The organism is Mycolicibacterium insubricum (assembly GCF_010731615.1).
GTDB lineage: Bacteria > Actinomycetota > Actinomycetes > Mycobacteriales > Mycobacteriaceae > Mycobacterium > Mycobacterium insubricum.
Genome location: NZ_AP022618.1, coordinates 1,082,581 through 1,100,904, shown reverse-complemented (window position 1 = coordinate 1,100,904; position 18,324 = coordinate 1,082,581). Strand labels below are relative to the sequence as shown.

20 protein-coding genes and 1 riboswitch are annotated in these 18,324 nt (G+C 70.6%); of the genes, 9 read left to right on the top strand and 11 right to left on the bottom strand.

Annotated features, from left to right (window positions below):
• Positions 1 to 51: 51 nt before the first annotated feature.
• The gene (locus tag G6N16_RS05050; RefSeq protein WP_083030034.1) at positions 52 to 429 is read right to left on the bottom strand and encodes a hypothetical protein; all 378 of its coding nucleotides are present in this window, start codon (positions 427 to 429) and stop codon (positions 52 to 54) included.
• 148 nt (positions 430 to 577) lie between these two features.
• Positions 578 to 687: riboswitch (TPP riboswitch) on the top strand.
• On the opposite strand from G6N16_RS05050, the gene thiC reads away from it, so the two are divergent.
• The 3 genes from thiC (at position 682) to G6N16_RS05035 (ending at position 3,906) form a co-directional block, all read left to right on the top strand.
• Positions 682 to 2,388 (top strand): phosphomethylpyrimidine synthase ThiC, encoded by a 1,707-nt coding sequence (gene thiC, locus G6N16_RS05045; protein ID WP_083030035.1) that lies wholly within the window; start codon positions 682 to 684, stop codon positions 2,386 to 2,388. (Overlaps the previous riboswitch by 6 nt.)
• A gap of 22 nt (positions 2,389 to 2,410) precedes the next feature.
• Positions 2,411 to 3,247, top strand: coding sequence for a bifunctional hydroxymethylpyrimidine kinase/phosphomethylpyrimidine kinase (thiD, locus tag G6N16_RS05040; RefSeq protein ID WP_110810785.1), 837 nt, complete (start codon positions 2,411 to 2,413; stop codon positions 3,245 to 3,247).
• Positions 3,248 to 3,318: 71 nt separating this feature from the next.
• A complete protein-coding gene (locus G6N16_RS05035) occupies positions 3,319 to 3,906 on the top strand; it encodes an alpha/beta hydrolase family protein (protein ID WP_234805777.1) in 588 nt (195 codons plus the stop codon).
• Here the strand turns inward: G6N16_RS05035 and G6N16_RS05030 are convergent.
• The gene (locus tag G6N16_RS05030; protein ID WP_163787777.1) at positions 3,893 to 4,528 is read right to left on the bottom strand and encodes a TetR/AcrR family transcriptional regulator; all 636 of its coding nucleotides are present in this window, start codon (positions 4,526 to 4,528) and stop codon (positions 3,893 to 3,895) included. The genes G6N16_RS05035 and G6N16_RS05030 overlap by 14 nt on opposite strands.
• Before the next feature lie 177 nt (positions 4,529 to 4,705).
• On the opposite strand from G6N16_RS05030, the gene G6N16_RS05025 reads away from it, so the two are divergent.
• The 5 genes from G6N16_RS05025 (at position 4,706) to G6N16_RS05005 (ending at position 9,093) form a co-directional block, all read left to right on the top strand.
• Positions 4,706 to 6,073, top strand: coding sequence for an oxygenase MpaB family protein (locus tag G6N16_RS05025; protein ID WP_083030037.1), 1,368 nt, complete (start codon positions 4,706 to 4,708; stop codon positions 6,071 to 6,073).
• Positions 6,074 to 6,194: 121 nt separating this feature from the next.
• Positions 6,195 to 7,679: a flavin-containing monooxygenase gene (locus tag G6N16_RS05020; protein WP_083030038.1), complete on the top strand. Its 1,485-nt coding sequence runs from the start codon at positions 6,195 to 6,197 to the stop codon at positions 7,677 to 7,679.
• Positions 7,680 to 7,686: 7 nt separating this feature from the next.
• Positions 7,687 to 7,956 (top strand): DoxX-related protein, encoded by a 270-nt coding sequence (locus G6N16_RS05015; RefSeq protein WP_407663617.1) that lies wholly within the window; start codon positions 7,687 to 7,689, stop codon positions 7,954 to 7,956.
• Between the two features lie 43 nt (positions 7,957 to 7,999).
• The gene (locus G6N16_RS05010; protein ID WP_083030039.1) at positions 8,000 to 8,221 is read left to right on the top strand and encodes a hypothetical protein; all 222 of its coding nucleotides are present in this window, start codon (positions 8,000 to 8,002) and stop codon (positions 8,219 to 8,221) included.
• Positions 8,218 to 9,093: an oxygenase MpaB family protein gene (locus G6N16_RS05005; RefSeq protein ID WP_083030040.1), complete on the top strand. Its 876-nt coding sequence runs from the start codon at positions 8,218 to 8,220 to the stop codon at positions 9,091 to 9,093. The genes G6N16_RS05010 and G6N16_RS05005 overlap by 4 nt, the downstream gene beginning before the upstream one ends.
• A 4-nt stretch (positions 9,094 to 9,097) precedes the next feature.
• On the opposite strand, the gene G6N16_RS05000 is transcribed toward G6N16_RS05005, so the two are convergent.
• The 9 genes from G6N16_RS05000 to thiO are packed head-to-tail and all read right to left on the bottom strand — an operon-like array spanning position 9,098 to position 17,572.
• Positions 9,098 to 10,588: a M28 family peptidase gene (locus G6N16_RS05000; protein WP_083030041.1), complete on the bottom strand. Its 1,491-nt coding sequence runs from the start codon at positions 10,586 to 10,588 to the stop codon at positions 9,098 to 9,100.
• A 36-nt stretch (positions 10,589 to 10,624) separates the two neighbouring features.
• Positions 10,625 to 11,473 (bottom strand): alpha/beta fold hydrolase, encoded by an 849-nt coding sequence (locus G6N16_RS04995; protein ID WP_083030042.1) that lies wholly within the window; start codon positions 11,471 to 11,473, stop codon positions 10,625 to 10,627.
• Between the two features lie 13 nt (positions 11,474 to 11,486).
• Positions 11,487 to 13,007 (bottom strand): M28 family metallopeptidase, encoded by a 1,521-nt coding sequence (locus G6N16_RS04990; protein WP_083030043.1) that lies wholly within the window; start codon positions 13,005 to 13,007, stop codon positions 11,487 to 11,489.
• A 49-nt stretch (positions 13,008 to 13,056) separates the two neighbouring features.
• Complete coding sequence (locus G6N16_RS04985; protein WP_083030044.1) at positions 13,057 to 13,806, bottom strand: hypothetical protein; 750 nt, start codon at positions 13,804 to 13,806, stop codon at positions 13,057 to 13,059.
• Positions 13,803 to 14,711 (bottom strand): ABC transporter ATP-binding protein, encoded by a 909-nt coding sequence (locus G6N16_RS04980; protein ID WP_083030045.1) that lies wholly within the window; start codon positions 14,709 to 14,711, stop codon positions 13,803 to 13,805. The genes G6N16_RS04985 and G6N16_RS04980 overlap by 4 nt, the downstream gene beginning before the upstream one ends.
• On the bottom strand, positions 14,708 to 15,490 hold the full coding sequence (locus G6N16_RS04975) for an SGNH/GDSL hydrolase family protein (protein WP_234805778.1): 783 nt from the start codon (positions 15,488 to 15,490) through the stop codon (positions 14,708 to 14,710). Before G6N16_RS04975 ends, G6N16_RS04980 begins: the two co-directional genes overlap by 4 nt.
• Positions 15,491 to 15,499: 9 nt before the next feature.
• On the bottom strand, positions 15,500 to 16,279 hold the full coding sequence (thiG, locus tag G6N16_RS04970) for a thiazole synthase (RefSeq protein ID WP_165756824.1): 780 nt from the start codon (positions 16,277 to 16,279) through the stop codon (positions 15,500 to 15,502).
• Positions 16,280 to 16,310: 31 nt separating this feature from the next.
• The gene (gene thiS, locus G6N16_RS04965; protein ID WP_083030047.1) at positions 16,311 to 16,508 is read right to left on the bottom strand and encodes a sulfur carrier protein ThiS; all 198 of its coding nucleotides are present in this window, start codon (positions 16,506 to 16,508) and stop codon (positions 16,311 to 16,313) included.
• A 17-nt stretch (positions 16,509 to 16,525) separates the two neighbouring features.
• Positions 16,526 to 17,572, bottom strand: coding sequence for a glycine oxidase ThiO (gene thiO, locus G6N16_RS04960; protein ID WP_083030048.1), 1,047 nt, complete (start codon positions 17,570 to 17,572; stop codon positions 16,526 to 16,528).
• A gap of 73 nt (positions 17,573 to 17,645) precedes the next feature.
• Here thiO and thiE point away from each other — a divergent pair, with 73 nt between their 5' ends.
• Positions 17,646 to 18,323, top strand: a complete 678-nt coding sequence (gene thiE / locus G6N16_RS04955; protein WP_165756823.1) for a thiamine phosphate synthase — start codon at positions 17,646 to 17,648, stop codon at positions 18,321 to 18,323.
• Position 18,324: the final 1 nt, after the last annotated feature.

Sequence of the window (18,324 nt, the reverse complement as noted above, 5' to 3'; positions counted from 1 at the left end):
CGCTATGCATCCGCTGTGCGGACCTATGCGCCCACTGTGTAGCCGAGTCGGTCAGTAGTACGTACCGCCCACGTAACCGAAGTTCCCCCCGTCAACGGAGTTGTCACAGGTGATCTCCACGTCCCAGCTGGTAGTCGCACCCGGCGACGGGATGCCGGGCAGGGCCAGGTCGTAGGTCATTCGCGGGTCGAACAGGAACGGCACCGAGATCGGGATGCGCGTAGTGCTCGGCGTGGCCGTGTAGGTGCACCAGCGCTGCGGCGCGCTCACCGGCGGCGCCGCGGCGATATGGGCGGTGACCGAGCCGAACGTCTGGGACCAGGTCACGCCCATCCCGTCCGCCCAGGCCGGCCCCGCGGCCGCCACCACGCCGGCCGGGATCGCGGCCGCCAGCACCGACGCGGCGACGAACTTCGGCAGCTTCTCCATGATCAGTTCCCCTCGGATCGACGGCGGGCACGGCGCCGGCCAGTGCGTCCCGTCCAGAATGCGGGCAACGACGAGCCGGCGCCAGCGCCCGTCCCGCTGACCGGAACCGCACTCCCCGCACCCGGCCGTCGAGTATCGGATACATTGACCAGGTACCCACGGGAGCGCCAACCGAAGGCGCTGAGAGGACGGCTGCGGCCGTCGACCGTACGAACCTGACCGGGTCATGCCGGCGTAGGAAGAGGATGTGAGATGAGTATTTCTGTCGACCCCACAATTGGCACCGGATCCAATGGCGTCGGGCCTCGCGCTCGCGGAACTGCACCGCTGGCCGAACCCGCCACGCCGATCACCACCGGGCCGATCGCCGGCTCCACCAAGGTCTACCGCGACGTCGACGGGATGCGGGTCCCGTTCCGCCGGGTGCACCTGTCAAACGGCGAGCACCTGGACCTCTACGACACCTCCGGCCCGTACACCGATACCGACGCCGTCATCGACCTGGACCGCGGACTGGCGCACCGCCCGGGCATCGTGGCCGACCGCGGCACCCAGCTGCAGCGGGCACGGGCCGGCGAGATCACCGCCGAGATGGCCTATATCGCTGTGCGCGAAGGTGTTTCACCCGAACTGGTACGCGACGAGGTGGCCCGCGGGCGCGCGGTCATCCCGGCCAACCACAATCATCCCGAGGCCGAACCGATGATCATCGGCAAGGCGTTCGCGGTGAAGGTCAACGCCAACATCGGCAACTCGGCGGTCACCTCCTCGATCGCCGAGGAGGTCGACAAGATGGTGTGGGCCACCCGCTGGGGTTCGGACACCATCATGGACCTGTCCACCGGCCGCGACATTCACCAGACCCGCGAGTGGATCCTGCGCAACTCCCCGGTCCCCGTCGGCACCGTACCGATCTACCAGGCGCTGGAGAAGACCAACGGCGACGCCACCGCGTTGACCTGGGAGCTCTACCGCGACACCGTGATCGAGCAGTGCGAGCAGGGCGTGGACTACATGACCGTGCACGCCGGGGTGCTGCTGCGCTACATCCCGCTGACCGCCACCCGGGTCACCGGCATCGTCAGCCGCGGCGGGTCGATCATGGCGGCCTGGTGCCTGGCGCACCACACCGAATCGTTCCTCTACACCCACTTCGAGGAACTCTGCGAGATCCTGGCCCGCTACGACGTCACCTTCTCCCTGGGCGACGGGCTGCGCCCGGGCTCCATCGCCGATGCCAACGACGCCGCCCAGTTCGCCGAGCTGCGCACCCTAGGCGAGCTCACCGCGATCGCGAAATCGGCTGGCGTGCAGGTGATGATCGAGGGACCCGGCCACGTCCCGATGCACAAGATCGTGGAGAACGTGCGGCTGGAGGAAGAACTGTGCGAGGAGGCGCCGTTCTACACCCTCGGCCCGCTGACCACCGATATCGCACCGGGCTATGACCACATCACCTCGGCGATCGGCGCGGCGATCATCGCCTCGGCCGGCACCGCCATGCTCTGCTACGTCACCCCCAAGGAGCACCTGGGCCTGCCGGACCGCAAGGACGTCAAGGACGGCGTGATCGCCTACAAGATCGCCGCGCACGCCGGCGATCTGGCCAAGGGACATCCGCACGCCCAGGCCCGCGACGACGCACTGAGCCGGGCCCGCTTCGAGTTTCGTTGGCACGACCAGTTCGCGCTGTCGCTGGACCCGGACACCGCGCGGTCCTTCCACGACGAGACGCTGCCCGCCGAGCCGGCCAAGACCGCGCACTTCTGCTCGATGTGCGGCCCAAAGTTCTGCTCTATGCGCATCACGCAAGATATCCGCGATGCTTACGGCGACGGGCAACACATCGTCGAGCAGGTCGACACCGAGCTGATCGCCGCCGGGATGGCCGCCAAATCCGTCGAGTTCGCCGAGCACGGCAACCAGGTCTATCTGCCGATCGAGACGGTCAGCCCGTAGCCGCTCTGCCAGGATGGGCACCGTGAACCTGTTGCCGCTGACCCCGCCCGGATCGACCCCGGTGCGGGTGATGACCATCGCCGGCTCGGATTCCGGTGGCGGCGCCGGCATTCAGGCCGACTTGCGCACCTTCGCCATGCTCGGGGTGCACGGCTGCGTCGCCGTCGTCGCCGTCACGGTGCAGAACTCGGTGGGGGTCAAGGCTTTTCACGAGATACCGCTGGACATCATCGCCGGCCAGATCGAGGCGGTGACCTCCGACATCGGCATCGCGGCGGCCAAGACCGGGATGCTGGCCTCGGCGGAGATCATCGAGACGGTGGCCGCGACCTGGCGCGCCGAGGGCCTGGAAGACACGCCGCTGGTGGTCGACCCGGTGTGCGCCTCCATGCACGGCGATCCGCTGCTGCACCACAGCGCGCTGGATTCCCTGCGCAACACGCTGTTTCCGCTGGCCACCCTGATCACCCCGAACCTCGACGAGGTCCGCCTGCTGGTGGACATCGACGTCATCGACGAGGACTCGCAACACCGCGCCGCCCAGGCGCTGCACGCCCTGGGACCGAAGTGGGTGCTGGTCAAGGGCGGGCACCTGCGCGGGGCCACCGAGAGCCCGGACCTGCTCTACAACGGCCGGGAGTTCCACCAGTACTCCACGCCCCGGATCGATACCGGTCACGACCACGGCGCCGGGGACACCCTAGCCGCGGCCACCACCTGCGCTCTGGCGCACGGTTATTCGGTTCCCGACGCCATCGGGTTCGCCAAGGGCTGGGTGACCGAATGCCTGCGCGCGGCCTACCCGCTGGGCCACGGCCACGGCCCGGTCAACGCCTTGTTCCGGCTGCAGGCACCGTGACCGTCGCCCGGGTGGCCGAACAGATCGACGGCGTCGCGCACATCCCCGACTCCACGCCGAGAGGTCTGGTGATGCTGACACACGGCGCCGGCGGCAACCGGGACGGTGCGCTGCTGGTCGCCCTGTGTGACGAGTGGGCGGCCCGCGGCTGGCTGGCCATCCGCTACAACCTGCCGTATCGGCGTCGCCGCCCGAAGGGCCCGCCGTCGGGGTCGGCGACCGCCGATGCGGCCGGGGTGGCCGAGGCCGTCGCCGCCGCCCACACCCTGACCGACGGTCCGGTGATCGCCGGTGGGCACTCCTACGGCGGCCGGATGACCTCGCTGGTCGCCGCCGACGGTGCCGACCTCGACGTGCTGGCGCTGACGTCCTATCCCCTGCACCCGCCGGGCAAGCCGCAGCGGCTGCGCACCGAGCACCTGCCCGCCATCGCGGTGCCGACGGTGTTCACCCAGGGATCGTCGGACCCGTTCGGCAGCATCGAGGAACTGCGCGCCGCGGCCGCCCTGGTGGATGCACCGACGCGGATCGTCGAAATCGCCGGGGCGCGCCACGACCTGGTGCCCAAGCGCCCCCGTTCCGGCCCGCGCGACGCCCCCCTGCCGGACGTGCCGGTGCTGGCCGTCGACGCCGCTCTGGGGCTGCTCAGTCGGCCCTGACCGGCCAGGTCGTCCGCGCGTGGTCGAAGGCGGCGAGCAGCAGGTCGGTGTTCAGTTCGACGAGTTCGTCTCGGGTCATCCGCAGCTGGCCGGCGATCCACGAGGTGGTGGTCTCCATCAGCGCACCGAAGAAGTGGACGCCGAGGAACTGCATGCGCTCGCCCAGCTCGGGCGCTCCGATGTTCTCGGCGTGTGCCCGCATCAACGCGATGAACATGTCCCGGATATGACGACGGCGGCCCCCCTCGTCGTGCGCGGGCGCCTCGATGAACACCACCCGGGCCTTTCGCTGGTCGGCGGTCAGCGTCTCGATGCAGGCGGCCAGTGTCGCGCGGACGACAGAGCGCAGGTCCTCGCCGTCCGCGGCGGCCACCGCGGCGGTCATGGCCGCCATGGTCTGGCCGGCGAGTTCGTCGATCAGCGCGTCGAATATGTCGTCGCAGGTCCGAAAGTGCTCGTAGAAGTAGCGATCGTTGAGCCCGGTCGATCGGCGCAATGCGGCCACCGTCAGGGCGCGGTAACCGCGATCGCCGACCAACTCCAGAGTGGCTTGCAGCAGCCGGGCGCGACGGTCGGCGCTTCGCTGCGCCGCCGTCACGCCGTCGTACCCGCGCCTGGCCACCGAACGATTATCACCCGCCTCCATGATGGATGCATCAACATCCAGATAGACCTCCAACGCCGAGCGCCCCCGAATCCGTATCAATGCCGGTCTGGTCCGCGCTTTGAGGCGGCCAGAAATCTCCCTCTTGTCAATCTGCCGTTTTTGGTGGACTGTACATCCAGAATTGATTTCAGGATGGAGTTGATCGACGTGGCCAAACGCGCGCTCCCCGATACCGCCGCCGGACACCCCTACAACTACTACTGGCGCGCGGACACGCCGCTGCGGCCGCCGCCACCGCGTCTCGTCGAGGCGTCGATCTGGGACTACAACCGGGACCGGCTCTACCGTCCGCGGCTGGCACATCTGGAGAATCCACACGAGCTGCCGATCGTTCGGCTGCTCGCCGATCACGAGTGGCAGGGCGACGAACTCATGGACGCCTGGGTGGCCGAGGCCCGAACCATCGGCAACGGCCCGGCCCGGTTGATGTTCACCCAGGCGCTCGACCACGGCATCGATACCGTCGAGAATCCGCCCGCGGCGCTGACCCGGCTGTTCGCCGAGGGACTGGACGCCCGGCCCGCCTGGTTCGACCCGAAGGCCTTCGAGCGGGGACGCCAACTGTGGTGCGACTGCAGCTACCTGAGCAGGTCCGGGATGGCGGTGCTGGACCTGATGGGAACGTTCGTGGGCGCCGAGGTCTCCACCGCGGTGGGCGAAACGGGTCGCCTGGTCCGCGACCCGTACCGCCGGAACCTGGAGACCTTCGAGTTCTTCCTGGAAGTGTCCAAGCCGGGCGGAATGCGGCGGTTCGGCAAAGGTTTCACCACCACCACCAGGGTGCGGCTGATGCACGCCCAGGTCCGTGCCCGGCTGAGCCGGTCGTGGAGCCGGGACCGCTACGCCGAGCACGGCAACCCCATCTCGACCGCGCTGACCGCGACCGCGGGCATCACCATCGGGTTGCTGCCGATGCTCCTCGACGACCACTACGGCCGCCGCAAGACGGAGCGGCAGATGACCGATGTCCTGCACTACTGGACCTACATCAACTACGTGCTCGGGGTGGCCCCGGAGTTGTTGACGCTGGATCTGACCGAAGCACTGGCGATGTCGGACTACTCAACCGGACACGCGGGCGGCCCCACAGCATGGACCGAGCAGATGGCGCGGGCCGCGGCGGACAACATCGCCGGCGCCCGCGGAAAGCGCGGGACGCTGGTCCGCGCCGTCACCGTGCCGACGCTCGGCGCGGTGGCCACGTTCAGCGGCGATGTCCTGGTGCGGGAGCTGACCCGCAACACCAGCTATGCGGACGTCCGACTACAGCCATGGAAGTCGCTCTTCGAGGTCGCGCTGCGCGCCAACGTGCGGACCCGGGCCGCGACCGACCGGTTGCCCGGCAAGTCGGTGCGCAGGCGAGCCGTCTGCAGGCTCGGCGACACCACATCACTGGCGGCGGTGCAGTTGGGCCGGCACTTGGCGAAGGAGAACAGGGTGCCGATGACCAACTACAGCGGACATGATTCCGAGGAACCGCAGCGCTGCCCGATGGCCTGACCGGCATGGTCGGGTTGCCACGGCGGTACCGGATTCACCTCGGCTCCGCCGGCTCAGCCGCCCTCTCCACCGAGTCTCGCCGCCTCACCCCAGTACCCAATACCTGCGGTACCGTTTGGGTATGCAGAACTCACCCGAGGCCGTCATCATCGGAGCGGGATTCGGTGGCATCGGCGCCGCCATCGCGCTCAAGCGGATCGGCATCAACGACCTGGTCATCCTGGAGCGCGAGGACGACCTGGGCGGCACCTGGCACGTCAACCACTACCCCGGTCTGGCCGTCGACATCCCCAGCACCACCTACAGCTACTCCTTCGAACCCAATCCGGACTGGTCGCGGCTGTTCGCCCCGGGCGCCGAGCTCAAGCGCTACGCCGAACACGTCGCCGACACCTACGACATCCGCGGATACATGCGGTTCGGGGTCAGCGTGGAGAGCGCCCAGTGGGACGAGGAGCTGCAGCGCTGGCGGGTCAGCACCGCCGACGGGCAGACGCTCACCCCGCGCTACCTGATCGCCGCGACCGGCTTCCTGTCCCAGCCGCACACCCCCGACATCCCCGGCATCACCGAGTTCGCCGGCACCATCGTGCACACCACCGCGTGGGACGACGACCTCGATTTCACCGGCCGCAAGGTGGCGATCATCGGCACCGGAGCCACCGCGGTGCAGCTCATCCCCGAACTCGCGAAATCCGTCGCCGAGCTGACCGTGTTCCAGCGCACCCCCATCTGGGTGGTACCGAAGATCGACTTCGCCATCCCCGCACCGGTGCGCCGGCTGTTCGGCCGGATCCCGCTGGCCCAGCGGGCAGTCCGCGGCGTCACCGACGCCATCTACGAGGTCATCATGATCGCCGGGGTGCTGCACTTCCGTCAGCTAAACCCGCTCAACCGCGGGGTGGCCACCCTGGCGAACCTGTTCCGCAGCACCAGCGTCCGCGATCGGCGCACCCGCGCCGCGCTGGCGCCGGACTACGACTTCGGTTGTAAGCGCCCGACCTACTCCAACGAGTACTACCGCACCTTCAACAAGCCGAATGTGTCGCTGCAGGCCGCCGGCATCGAACAGATCACCGCCGACGGCATCGACACCGTCGACGGTGCGCACGTCGAGATCGACACCCTGGTGCTGGCCACCGGATTCGATCTGTGGGATGCCAACTTCCCGGCCATCGAGATCATCGGGCGCGAGGGACGCAACCTCGGAAAGTGGTGGCGCGACAACCGGTTCCAGGCCTACCAGGGGATCTCGGTGCCGATGTTCCCGAACCTGTTCAACCTGGCCGGCCCGTACTCCTACAGTGGCCTGTCCTACTTCACCACCATCGAGTGCGAAATGATCCACATGCAGCGGGTGCTCGGCGAAGCCCAGCGCCGCGGTGCGACGACGGTCGAAGTGTCCGAACGGGCCAACGACGAATTCCTCGATACGATGACCCGGAAATTACAGGACACGGTGTTCAACGCCGGCGATTGCTCCACCTCGCGGTCCTACTATTTCAACCACGCGGGCGAGGCGACCCTGTTGCGCCCGACATCGACGGCCAACGCTTTCCACGACGCGAAGACGTTCCCGCTGACCGATTACCAGTACACCGGATAGGAAAACTGTGTCAGAGAAAACCCGCTCGCTGCTCGGCTACGCCGGTGTCGCCATGGCCGCGGCGGGAGTGTCGCATTTCGTCAAACCCGGGATCTACCAGCCGGTGACGACCGCGGCGTTCCCGGAGAACACCCGCCGGCACGTGTACACCAACGGCGGCATCGAGACCGCGCTGGGACTGGCGCTGATCGCCCCGCGCACCCGCAAGGTCGGCCTGGCCGGCGTCGTCGCCTACCTGGCCTACCTGGGCGGGAACGTCATTCGGCGCCGTGGATAGCGCCGCGCCGTTAGCATGACGCCAAAGCGGTGAGGAGGCGGTCGTGGACATCGTGCGCAAACTGCTGCGCTATGAATTCACCATCGCCGAACTGATCGGGCTGGCTGCACTGCTGGCGACCCCGTACCTGTTCATCGGGGTGGTCTGGGTGCTCACCCACACCGACCGGCTGGCCGACCTGCACGGTGGGCGGCTGATGCTGTCGGTCATCGCGAGCGTGCTGGCCTGGCCGGTGCTGTTGCTGGGCAACGCGTGTCCGGTATGAACACCCCGCTCACCGATACGCAGACGCGGATCAGCATCCGGCGGCGCACCGCGCGGTGGGCCAACCACCCGGCCGTCCTCGGCGACGGGCTGGACTTCTGGTCATCGGGCGCGGCGGCGGCGAACGTCGTCATGCAGTTGGCCCGTCCCGGCGTCGGCTACGGGGTACTGGAGAGCCCGGTCGAGTCCGGCCAGTTGATGCGCCACCCATGGAAGCGGGCCCGCACCACCGCCACCTATATCGCCGTCGCACTGCTGGGATCCGATGCGGACCGCGCGGCCTACCGGGCCGCGGTCAACGTCGCCCACCGCGACGTGCGCTCCGGGCCGGACAGTCCGGTTTCCTACAACGCGTTCGACCGTGACCTCCAATTATGGGTGGCGGCCTGCATTTTCGTCGGCCTGGAGGACTGCTACCAGCTGCTGCGCGGCGAGCTGGCACCGGAGCAGGTCGAGGGTTTCTACCGTTCGGCGTTCCCGCTCGGCACCACCCTGCAGGTCAGGCAGGACCAGTGGCCGGCCACCCGGGCGGAGTTCGACGACTACTGGAACGCCGCCTGCGCGCGGGTCCGCATCGACCCGCCGGTGCGCGATTACCTGCTGGACATGATCGGGCTGAAGATGATCACCCCGCTGCTGCGGCCCGGTTGGTCCACCCTGCTGCGGTTTTTGACCACCGGGTTTCTGGCCCCGGTGTTCCGCGAGCAGCTGGGCCTGCGCTGGTCACCGGGACGTCAATGGTGTTTCGAGCACCTGTTCCTGACCGTGGCGTTCGCCAATCGCTTTATCCCTCAGTTCATCCGGCAGGCCGGGAGCTACCTGTACCTGTTCGAGGTGCGCCGACGGGCCAAGCGCGGGATCCCGTTGCTCTGACCGCTCAGCTCACGCCGAATACCGCGCGGTGCCGTTTGTCGCGGCCCGGGACCCCGTTGACGCCGTCGATGGAGTCGGCGTAGGTGGCGACGGCGAACGCGACGCCCGGGCCGGCGACGGCCAGCGCGTCGGCATTGATCGCGGCCAGGGTGTCGCGGGCGGTGTGGTAGTTCGGGTCGAAGGCGACGCCGGCCTTACCGCCCCACAACCGGGCCTGGGTGTTGGTCTTGATGTCGGCGGCGCCGGTGGTGATGCCGCCCACCGGCACCCCGGCCGTCATGAACCCGCGGAAGTCCGACCGTTGCGTCAAACCCAGGTCGGCGGGCCGCTTTCCGGCCAGGTTGAGATAGCCGGCCAAGGTGCGTTCCACCCCCGCCGACCCGATCGGCACCTCGTCGGGATCGGGATTGGCGGCCGCGGGTCCGGACAGGTCGCCGTCGAGGGTGAAGAACCCGGCGTTCGGCGAGGCCAGCATGTCGAAATTCAGGTACAGCGCAATGGCGTTGAGCTGATCGCGGTCGAGGGCGAACAGGTAATCCAGTGATCCGTTGAGACCCTGCTCCTCCCCACCCCAGAAGGCAAACCGGACGGCGTTGTGCACCGACGGATCCGGGCCCAGCGCCAGCGCGGTCTCCAGCACCGCGGCCACGCCGGATCCGTTGTCGTTGATCCCCGGGCCCGCCGACACGCTGTCCAGGTGGGCGCCCGCCATGACGATGTTGTCTGGTGAGCCGGTTGTGGTCTGCGCCAGGATGTTTCGGGATGTGATCTTGACGGCCTTGGAGTCCAGACGGACCCGGACCGGACCGGTGCTGCGGCGCATCGCGGCGCCGCCGTCGCTGCCGATCACCCCCACCGGGATCGGCAGATCGTTGTAGTAGCCACGGCTGAACAGTCCGGCGGGGCTGCCGTTGCGTCCGCCGTCGCTGACCACCAGCAGCGCGGCGGCCCCGCTGTCGGCGGCGGCCCGGGCCTTGACGCCGACCGCGCAACCGGTGTCGTCGGTGACCGCAACGCGGCCCTTCGGTCCGGGGCGGTAGTCGGCGGCCGCGCAGCCGGCGGGTTTGACCGGTTGCACGACGGCGGCGTTGACGTCCCCGGCGGGGGTGGGCAGCAGTTGCGAAGCCTGGTCGACCTGGAAGACCCGGCCGGCCACCGTCACCGCGGGCTGGCCGGGGTCGAGGATGTTCAACCGGCTGACTTCCGGTGTGTCGACGGTGAATCCGCGGTCCCGCAGGGTTTTCACCACATAGTCCACGCTGGCGGTGAAGCCGGGCGTGCCGTCGGCGCGGTTGCCCTTGTTGGCGGTGGCGATGTCGGCCAGCGCCTGCAGGTGCCTCTTCATCCCGTCGATGGTGACCTTGGCGGCCAGGCCGGCCGGGGTCGGCGGCGCCGGTGCCTCCGCGACCGGGGGTTGCGCGTCGCCGGAGCAGCCGGCGAGTCCGCCGAGCAGGACCGCACAGCACAGTGCGGCGGCGCCGCGACGGGGTTTCACCGGATCAGGGTATGCGACGCGGGGCCCCGTGGACGCTCAACGCGACACGGGATGCGACCCGAACCAGTCGATCAGCAGATCGGCGATGGTGTCCGGGCATTCGTCGGGAAGCCAGTGGGAGCCGGGCATCCGCTCGTAGCGGTACGGCCCGTCGACGTAGCGGCCGCAGAGCCGGGCGCCTTTCTCCTTCAGCGCCACGTCGTCCTCGCTCCAGATGTAGAGGGTCGGCGCGGTGATCGGGCTGCGGGCCGCCCGCGGGTCGGTCAGCGGAAGCGCCCGGTAGTAGTTCAGCGCGGCCGTCAACCGACCGGGTTCGGTCATCGAGGCCGCGTCGCGTTCCGCGGCGGCGCGGCTCTGGCCGGCGGACACCAGGGCAGCGGCCAGCGGCGCCCCGTCCCGGTTCTTGCCGAGCAGGTAGCGCTCGGGCAACACCGGTAGCTGGAACACCCCCATGTAGGTCGAGGCCAGGGCCTGGCGGCTGGTCAGCACCGCCGACAGGAAGGCCGCCGGGTGCGGCACCGAGACGGCCGTCAGGCTGGCCAGCCGCTGCGGTGCTTCGGCGCCGACCGCCCAGGCGACCAATGCGCCCCAGTCGTGGCCGACCAGGTGCACGGTGTCCACACCGAGGGCGTCGATGAGCGCGACCACGTCGCCGGCCAGCAGCGAGGCCCGGTAGTGGCGGCGGCCCTTGGGCCGTGCGCCCGGGGAGTAGCCGCGCAGATTCGGTGCCACGCACCGGTATCCGGCGGCGACCAGCCGGTCCATCACCGGCGCCCAGGACGCGTTGGTCTGCGGGAAGCCGTGCAGAAGGATCACCACCGGCCCGTCGGCCGGGCCGCGGTCGATGACGTCGAAGACCAATTCGCCGTTGCGGTACTGCTCCACCGTTTGCCTCGTCTCAGCCGGGTTGCACCACGTGGCGGGTGCGGTCGTCGCGCACCGGGACGCCGTCGCGTCCGCCGAGGGACTGCGCGTAGCGGCCGATGGCGAAGCCCACCCCCGGGCCCTGGATGCCCAGCGCGGTGCGGTCGATGTGCTCCAGGGTGTCGGTCTTCTGATGGTAGTTCGGGTCGAACGGCTGGTCGGCCTGTCCACCCCACGCCTTGGCTTGTTCGGCCGTCATCTTCTCCTCGGCGCCGGCGAACAGGCCACCGGCCGGGATGCCGGCGAGGGTGAAGCCGTCGTAGTCGGAGCGGCCGTCGAAGGAGGTGTCCTCGGCGCGCTTTCCAGCGCCGTCGAGGTAACCCACCAGCAGCCGCTCGATGCCGGCTGAGCCCTCGGGTACCCGCGGCACCGCCCCACCGCGGGCCACCGCGGTGGACTGGTCGCCGTCGTAGGTGAAGTAGCCCGGGTTGGGTGAGGCCAGCATGTCGAAGTTCAGGTACAGCGCGATATCGCGCAGTTGGTTCTCGTCGAGGCTCTGGACGTAACGCTGGCTGCCGACCAGGCCGACCTCCTCGGCGCCCCAGAATGCGAACCGCACGGCGTTGGTGACCTGCGGCGCGGGCCCGAGTTGCAGCGCGGTCTCCAGCACCGCGGCCACCCCGGAGCCGTTGTCGTTGATGCCGGGTCCCTCGGGCACCGAGTCCAGGTGCGCGCCGGCCATCACCACGTCGGTGGTGGACCCGGTGGACGTCTGCGCGATGACATTGCGCACCTTGAGGGTGTCCACCCGGGCGTCGACCTTGACGGTGACCTGGCCCGGGTGCGCGCGCAGCGCGGCGCCGTCGGCTTTGCTCACCGAGACGACGGGAACGGTGATCGTGGTGGACTCCCCGAGGGTTCCGGTCATCTCGGGCTCGTCGACGTTGTCGGCGACGATGACCGCGACGGCGCCGTGCTTGACGGCGGTGGCGGCCTTCTCGGCGAACGGGCACTGGCCGCGTTCGACCAGCAGCGCCGCGCCGGTGACCGGCAGGCCGTCGAGGTCGGAGTCGGCGCAGACCCGGGCCGCGTCGCCGGTGCGGGCGGCGACCAGCGGGACGGTCAGCCCGCCGGCCGGGGCCCCGGTGCTGTACTTGAGGGCCCGCGCGGTGAAGTCGGCGTCCCCGGCGTGCACGGTCCCGGGCTCGGAGTGGCTGAGGCGGACCTCGAATTCCGGGGTGTCGACGGTGAAGCCCTTGTCGCGCAGGGTGGTTGCGACATAGTCGACGCTGGCCTCGTAGCCGGGGGTGCCGATGGCGCGGGTGCCGTGATTGGCGTCGGCGATGTCCTGCAGTTTCTGCAGGTGAGCGAACATGGCGTCGACGTCGATCTTTTTCTGCAGTTCCCGGCCGAACTTCTCCGCGGCTTCGATCCCCGGATCCTTCGGGCAGGCCGGTGCTTCGTGGCCACACCCGGCAGTCAATCCGACCAGCACGCTCGCGAAAACCGCAATGCCGGCTTTCCCGGCCCGGCGGCCGCGCAATCCCCATCCCATTGAAACCACGTTATCGGTTCGCCGGACCGCCTCGGTACGCAAACTGGGCTCACGCGTCCCGGCGGGTCACCGTGAGCATGCCGGCGGCCAGCAGCGCCGCCGCCACGACGGCGAAATAGCCGAGCCCGCCCAGGGAGCCGAATGCCGACCGGAACGAATACAGCGTGGTGATGCCGGCGAACTCCCAGGCACCGGCGAACGGAAGGTAGGGCCCGACCCTGGCTCCGACGCCCGGCAGTATCCCGAGCGCGGTCTCGGCGACCAGCGGCCATAGCAGCACGACGGCGACCGCTCCGGAGCCGGCCCGGATCAGCGCGCCGGCACCCACCCCGAGCGCGGCCGCCAGCGCGGCGACCACCGCGATCGCGGCGACGGTGCGCACGGTGTCGGCGCCGGTCGGGTCGAGTCCGGCGGCCACCTTCGGTCGCGCCACCGCCCGGGCGGCCAGCACCGAGGCGTAGCCGGCCACCGCGGCGACGACGGCGGAATAGGCCGCCGCCACCACCGCCTTGGCGGCCAGCACCAGGGCGCGGTTGGGGACGGCCAGGAAGCTGGTGCGGATCATCCCGGAGCGGTATTCGTCGGTGATCGACAGCGCGGCGGGCACCATCAGGATCGGCACGCCCAGCAGCGCGGCGCCGCTGGCGGCCTTGCCTGGTGACATGGGTTCGCCGATGTAGGCGGTGTAGGCCAGCAGCGCGGCCATCCCGACCGACAGTGCGACCGCGGCGGCCGCGGCGGCCAGCGGCGCGCGAGTGCCGGTCAGTTTGAGCGCCTCGGCGCGGACGGCGGCGATCACGGCTGCCCGGCCCGGTAGTCGGTGACCGGGTCGGTCAGTTCCAGGTAGGCGTCCTCCAGGGACGCCGTGCGGTCGGTCAATTCATGCAGGACGACGCCGCGGTCGGCGGCGAGTTGGCCGACCCTGTCGGTATCGGTACCGGTGACCAGCAGCGCGTCGGGCCCGTCGTCGACGACGGTGTGGCCGCCGTCGGTCAGCGCGGTGCGCAACTGCGCGAGTTGCGGGCTGCGGACCCGAACACCACCGCCGGTACCGCGGGCCCGGAAGTCGGCAACGGTGGTGGCGGCCAGCAACCGGCCGCGACCGATGACCAGCAGCCGGTCGGCGGTGTCGGCCATCTCCGAGAGCAGGTGCGAGGACACCAGTACGGTGCGACCATCGGCGGCCAGGTCGCGCATCAGGGTGCGCACCCAGCGAATGCCCTCGGGGTCCAGGCCGTTGACCGGTTCGTCGAACAGCAGCACGGCCGGGTCGCCCAGCAGCGCGGCCGCGATACCCAGGCGCTGGCACATGCCCAGCGACAGGGTGCCGGCCCGCCGGCCGGCGACCGTGTCGAGCCCGACTTCGCCCAGCACCTCGTCCACCCGGGCACGCGGGATGGCGTTGCTGGCGGCGATCCATCTCAGGTGTGCGGCCACCGTGCGGTGCGGCTGGAACTGTCGCGGGTCCAGCAGCGCGCCGACGGTGCGCAGCGGGTGGTCCAGGTCGCGGTAGCGACGCCCGTCGATGGTGGCGGTGCCGGCGGTGGGCCGGTCCAGGCCGAGGACCAGCCGCATGGTGGTGGATTTCCCGGCGCCGTTGGGGCCGAGGAACCCGGTGACGACGCCGGGTTCCACTGTCGCGGTGAGGTCGTCGACGGCCGCGGTGGCGCCGTAGCGCTTGGTGAGGTCGCGCAGCTCGATCATCGATCCGCCCCGAGGTGGTCGAGTACCAGGTCGGCGACCGCGCGCATCCCGGCGGCGTTCGGGTGGAAGGTCAGCGGGGCGCGCCCCAGCAACAGCGGCACCGAGAGTCCGGGGCCGGCCGTCCACGGGTCGGGCGACCACGCGTGGTGGTCGACGCTGGCCGCGGCGGCGCTCACCAGTTCGCAGCCGGTGTCGGTCGCGGCGGACGCGGTGATCTCGGCCAGCCGGGCGGCGACGTGGCGGGCCAGCTCGGCGTTGCGCTCCGACAGCGGCCGGGCGGGCTGCCCGGCCGGGGGCAGCAGCGTGAGGTAGTCGACGAACACGATGCGGGCGTTCGGTGCGGCGTCGCGGGCCGCGGTGCCGACGGCGCGCAGCGCCGGGCCGGCGGCGGCCAGCGCGAGTTCGCGGCGTGCCGGGTCGAGTAGGCCGGTCAGTCCGGCCCCGACGCCGGGCAGCCGGTGCAGCAGCCCGGGGGTCAGCGCGGCGATCATCATCGGTACGTAGCCGACGTCGTTGCCGCCGATGGTGATGGTGACCAGGTCGGCGCTCTCGTCGAGCACCTCCAGCTGCGGTGGTGCGCCGAACTGCTTGCGCGACAACAGGTTTTCCGTCGTCGCACCGGAGAACGTGACGTCGGTCAACTCGGCGCCCAACGCCTCGGCGACCAGGTGCGGATAGTTGCGCTCCGACCGTCCGGCCGGCCGCGGGCTGCCCGGCACCCGGGGCGTGATGCCCGGCCCGGCGGCCATCGAGCTGCCCAGGGCGGCGTAGCGACGGATCGGGGTCACCTAGCTGTTGCACCCGGTCGCGGTCCACGACGACACCGATCCGGTCGGCGAGGACGCCTGCGCCCAGAACCGCTTCGGGATCCGTCCGGCGCGCCGGGCCAGCAGGCCGGCGGTGACGGCGGCGGCCATCGCGGCGGCCATCATCGCCGGGTCGGCGGCGCGGGTCACCGAGGACGCCAGCAGCACCGCCGAGCAGCCGAGTTCCATGGCCAGCGCGGCGTCGCTGGCGGTACCGATGCCGGCGTCGAGGATCACCGGGACACCCGCGGCGGCGGTGATCATCTCGATGTTGTGCGGGTTGGCGATGCCCAGTCCGGTGCCGATCGGCGAGCCCAGCGGCATCACCGCCGCGCAGCCGACGTCTTCGAGGCGGCGCGCCAGCACCGGGTCGTCGGTGGTGTACGGCAGTACCACGAAGTCGTCGTCAACGAGTTGCTCTGCCGCGCGGACCAATTCGACGGCGTCGGGCAGCAGGATACGCTCGTCGGCGATCACCTCCAGCTTCACCCAGTTGGTGCCGAGTGCCTCCCGGGCCAGCTGGGCGGTGAGCACGGCCTCGGCGGCGCCACGGCAGCCCGCCGTGTTCGGCAGCATCGAAATACCGAGGCGCTGAAGCAGTTCCAGCACGCCGGTTCCGGCCTCGGCGTCGATCCGGCGCATCGCGACGGTGGTCAGCTCGGTGCCCGAGGCCACCAGCGCCTCTTGGAGCACGGTCAGGTTGGCCGCGCCGCCGGTGCCCAGGATGAGCCGGGATCCGAACGTGCGGCCGGCGATGGTCAGTGGCGCAGCGTCCTCCGGTGGCGAGGCGTCCTCAGCCACCCTGCACCGCCGTCAGCACCTCGATGCGGTCGCCCTCGGAAAGTGGTTGCTGCCAGGCGGATTTGGGGCGCACCGTATAGTCGACCGCGACGGCCACGCCCTTCTCCGGGTAGCCGAGCTGCGCCAGCAGCGCGGTGACGGTGGCCGGTGCGGCGACCTCGACCTCTTCGTCGTTGACGATCAGCTTCATCGTTTCCTGCCCTTCAGCTATGCGGTGGCTCTGTCTGCCCGGCCCGGTCGCGGCGCCCGGGCCGAGTCCGCGAGTTCCTCGGCGATGCGTTGTGCGGTCCACGGCGCCAGCAGGAATCCGGAGCGGCCCAGCCCTACCGCGGCCAGGGTGCGCTCGTCGAGCCGGCCCACCACGGGCACGCCGTCGGGGGTCATCGGCCGCAGTCCGGCGGCGGCTTCGGCCAGTTCGTATTCGCCCAGCCCGGGCATCACCGCGCAGGCGTCCTCCAGCAGGTCCCGCACACCGCTGACCGACGGCGCGGTGTCGCGGCCGTGTTCGTACTGGGTGGCGCCGACGACGACGCCGTCGGTGCGGGGCACCAGGTAGAGGGGGCGTCCGTGTACCCGGGCGCGGATCACCCGGGTGGGCACCGGCAGGGCGCCGGGGCGTCGGCGCAGCCGCAGGATCTCGCCCTTGACCGGGCGGACCGGCAGGCCGGGCCACAGTTTCGGGGCGTCGATGCCGGTGGCGATCACCACCTGGTCGGCGTCGACGTCGGCGAGGTCGTCCACCGGGCCCGCCCAGCCGACGCCGTGGCGTTCACAGTCGGCGAGCAGCGCCTCGACGACACCGCGGTTGTCGACGGCGAGTTCGTCGGTGGCCAGGAAGCCGTGCCGGATGGTCCGGGCCAGCAGGGGTTCCAGGTCGCGGGCGGCGGTGGTGGCGACCACCGGATGGCCTTGGGCGGCAAGCCAATCGCGCACCGTCGCCAGGTCGGCGACGTCGGCACGGTCGACGGCGACCACCAGGGATTCTCGGGCGGTGATGATGTTCTCGGGCAGGCCGTCGCGGTAGCTGCCGGGACCCTGGGCGCGCCACAGCGCCAGCGATTCCAGGCCGATGCGCAGCAGTTCCTCTTCGCCGGGCCAGCCCTCGCTGTGCGGGGCGAGCATGCCGCCGGCCACCCAGGAGGCGCCGGGTTCGGTGCCGCGGTGCACGGTCACGGTCCAGCCGTCGCGGGCCGCGCGGCGGGCCACCGACAGGCCGATCACCCCGCCGCCGAGTACGGCCAGCGTCCCGCCCATCCGCGCCGTCTCCCTTCACCTGCCACCTGCCCGTCCAGCCTACTGCCCGCCGACCGGCGACTACGCTCGGTCCGTGCCCCACACCGAACCCGCGCCGACCGCCACGCACCGTGACCTGGGGCGGTTGTACCTGTGCACCGACGCGCGCCGGGAACGCGGCGATCTGGCCGAATTCGCCGATGCCGCCCTGGCCGGCGGGGTGGACATCATCCAGTTGCGCGACAAGGACTCGGCCGGCGAAGCGCGCTTCGGGCCGCTGGAGGCGCGTCAGGAACTCGAGGCCCTGGCGATACTGGCCGACGCCGCCCGCCGGCACGGCCGCCTGGTGGCGGTCAACGACCGCGCCGACATCGCCCGCGCCGCCGGGGCCGACGTCCTGCACCTGGGCCAGGATGACCTGCCGCTGGCCGTCGCCCGAGACATTGTCGGGCCCGCGGTGATCATCGGGCGTTCCTGCCACGACGAGGCGCAGGTGGATATGGCGCTACTGGAACCAGTGGATTACTTCTGCGTGGGCCCGTGCTGGCCGACCCCGACCAAACCCGGGCGCCCGGCACCCGGACTGGACCTGGTACGCCACGCCGCGGCCAGTGGCACCGACAAGCCCTGGTTCGCCATCGGCGGCATCGACGCCGAGCGACTGGACGAGGTGCTGGCGGCCGGGGCCACCCGGATCGTCGTGGTCCGGGCCATCACCGCCGCCGAAGACCCGGGCGCGGCCGCCGCGGCGCTGGCCGCCGCGCTGGCCTGAG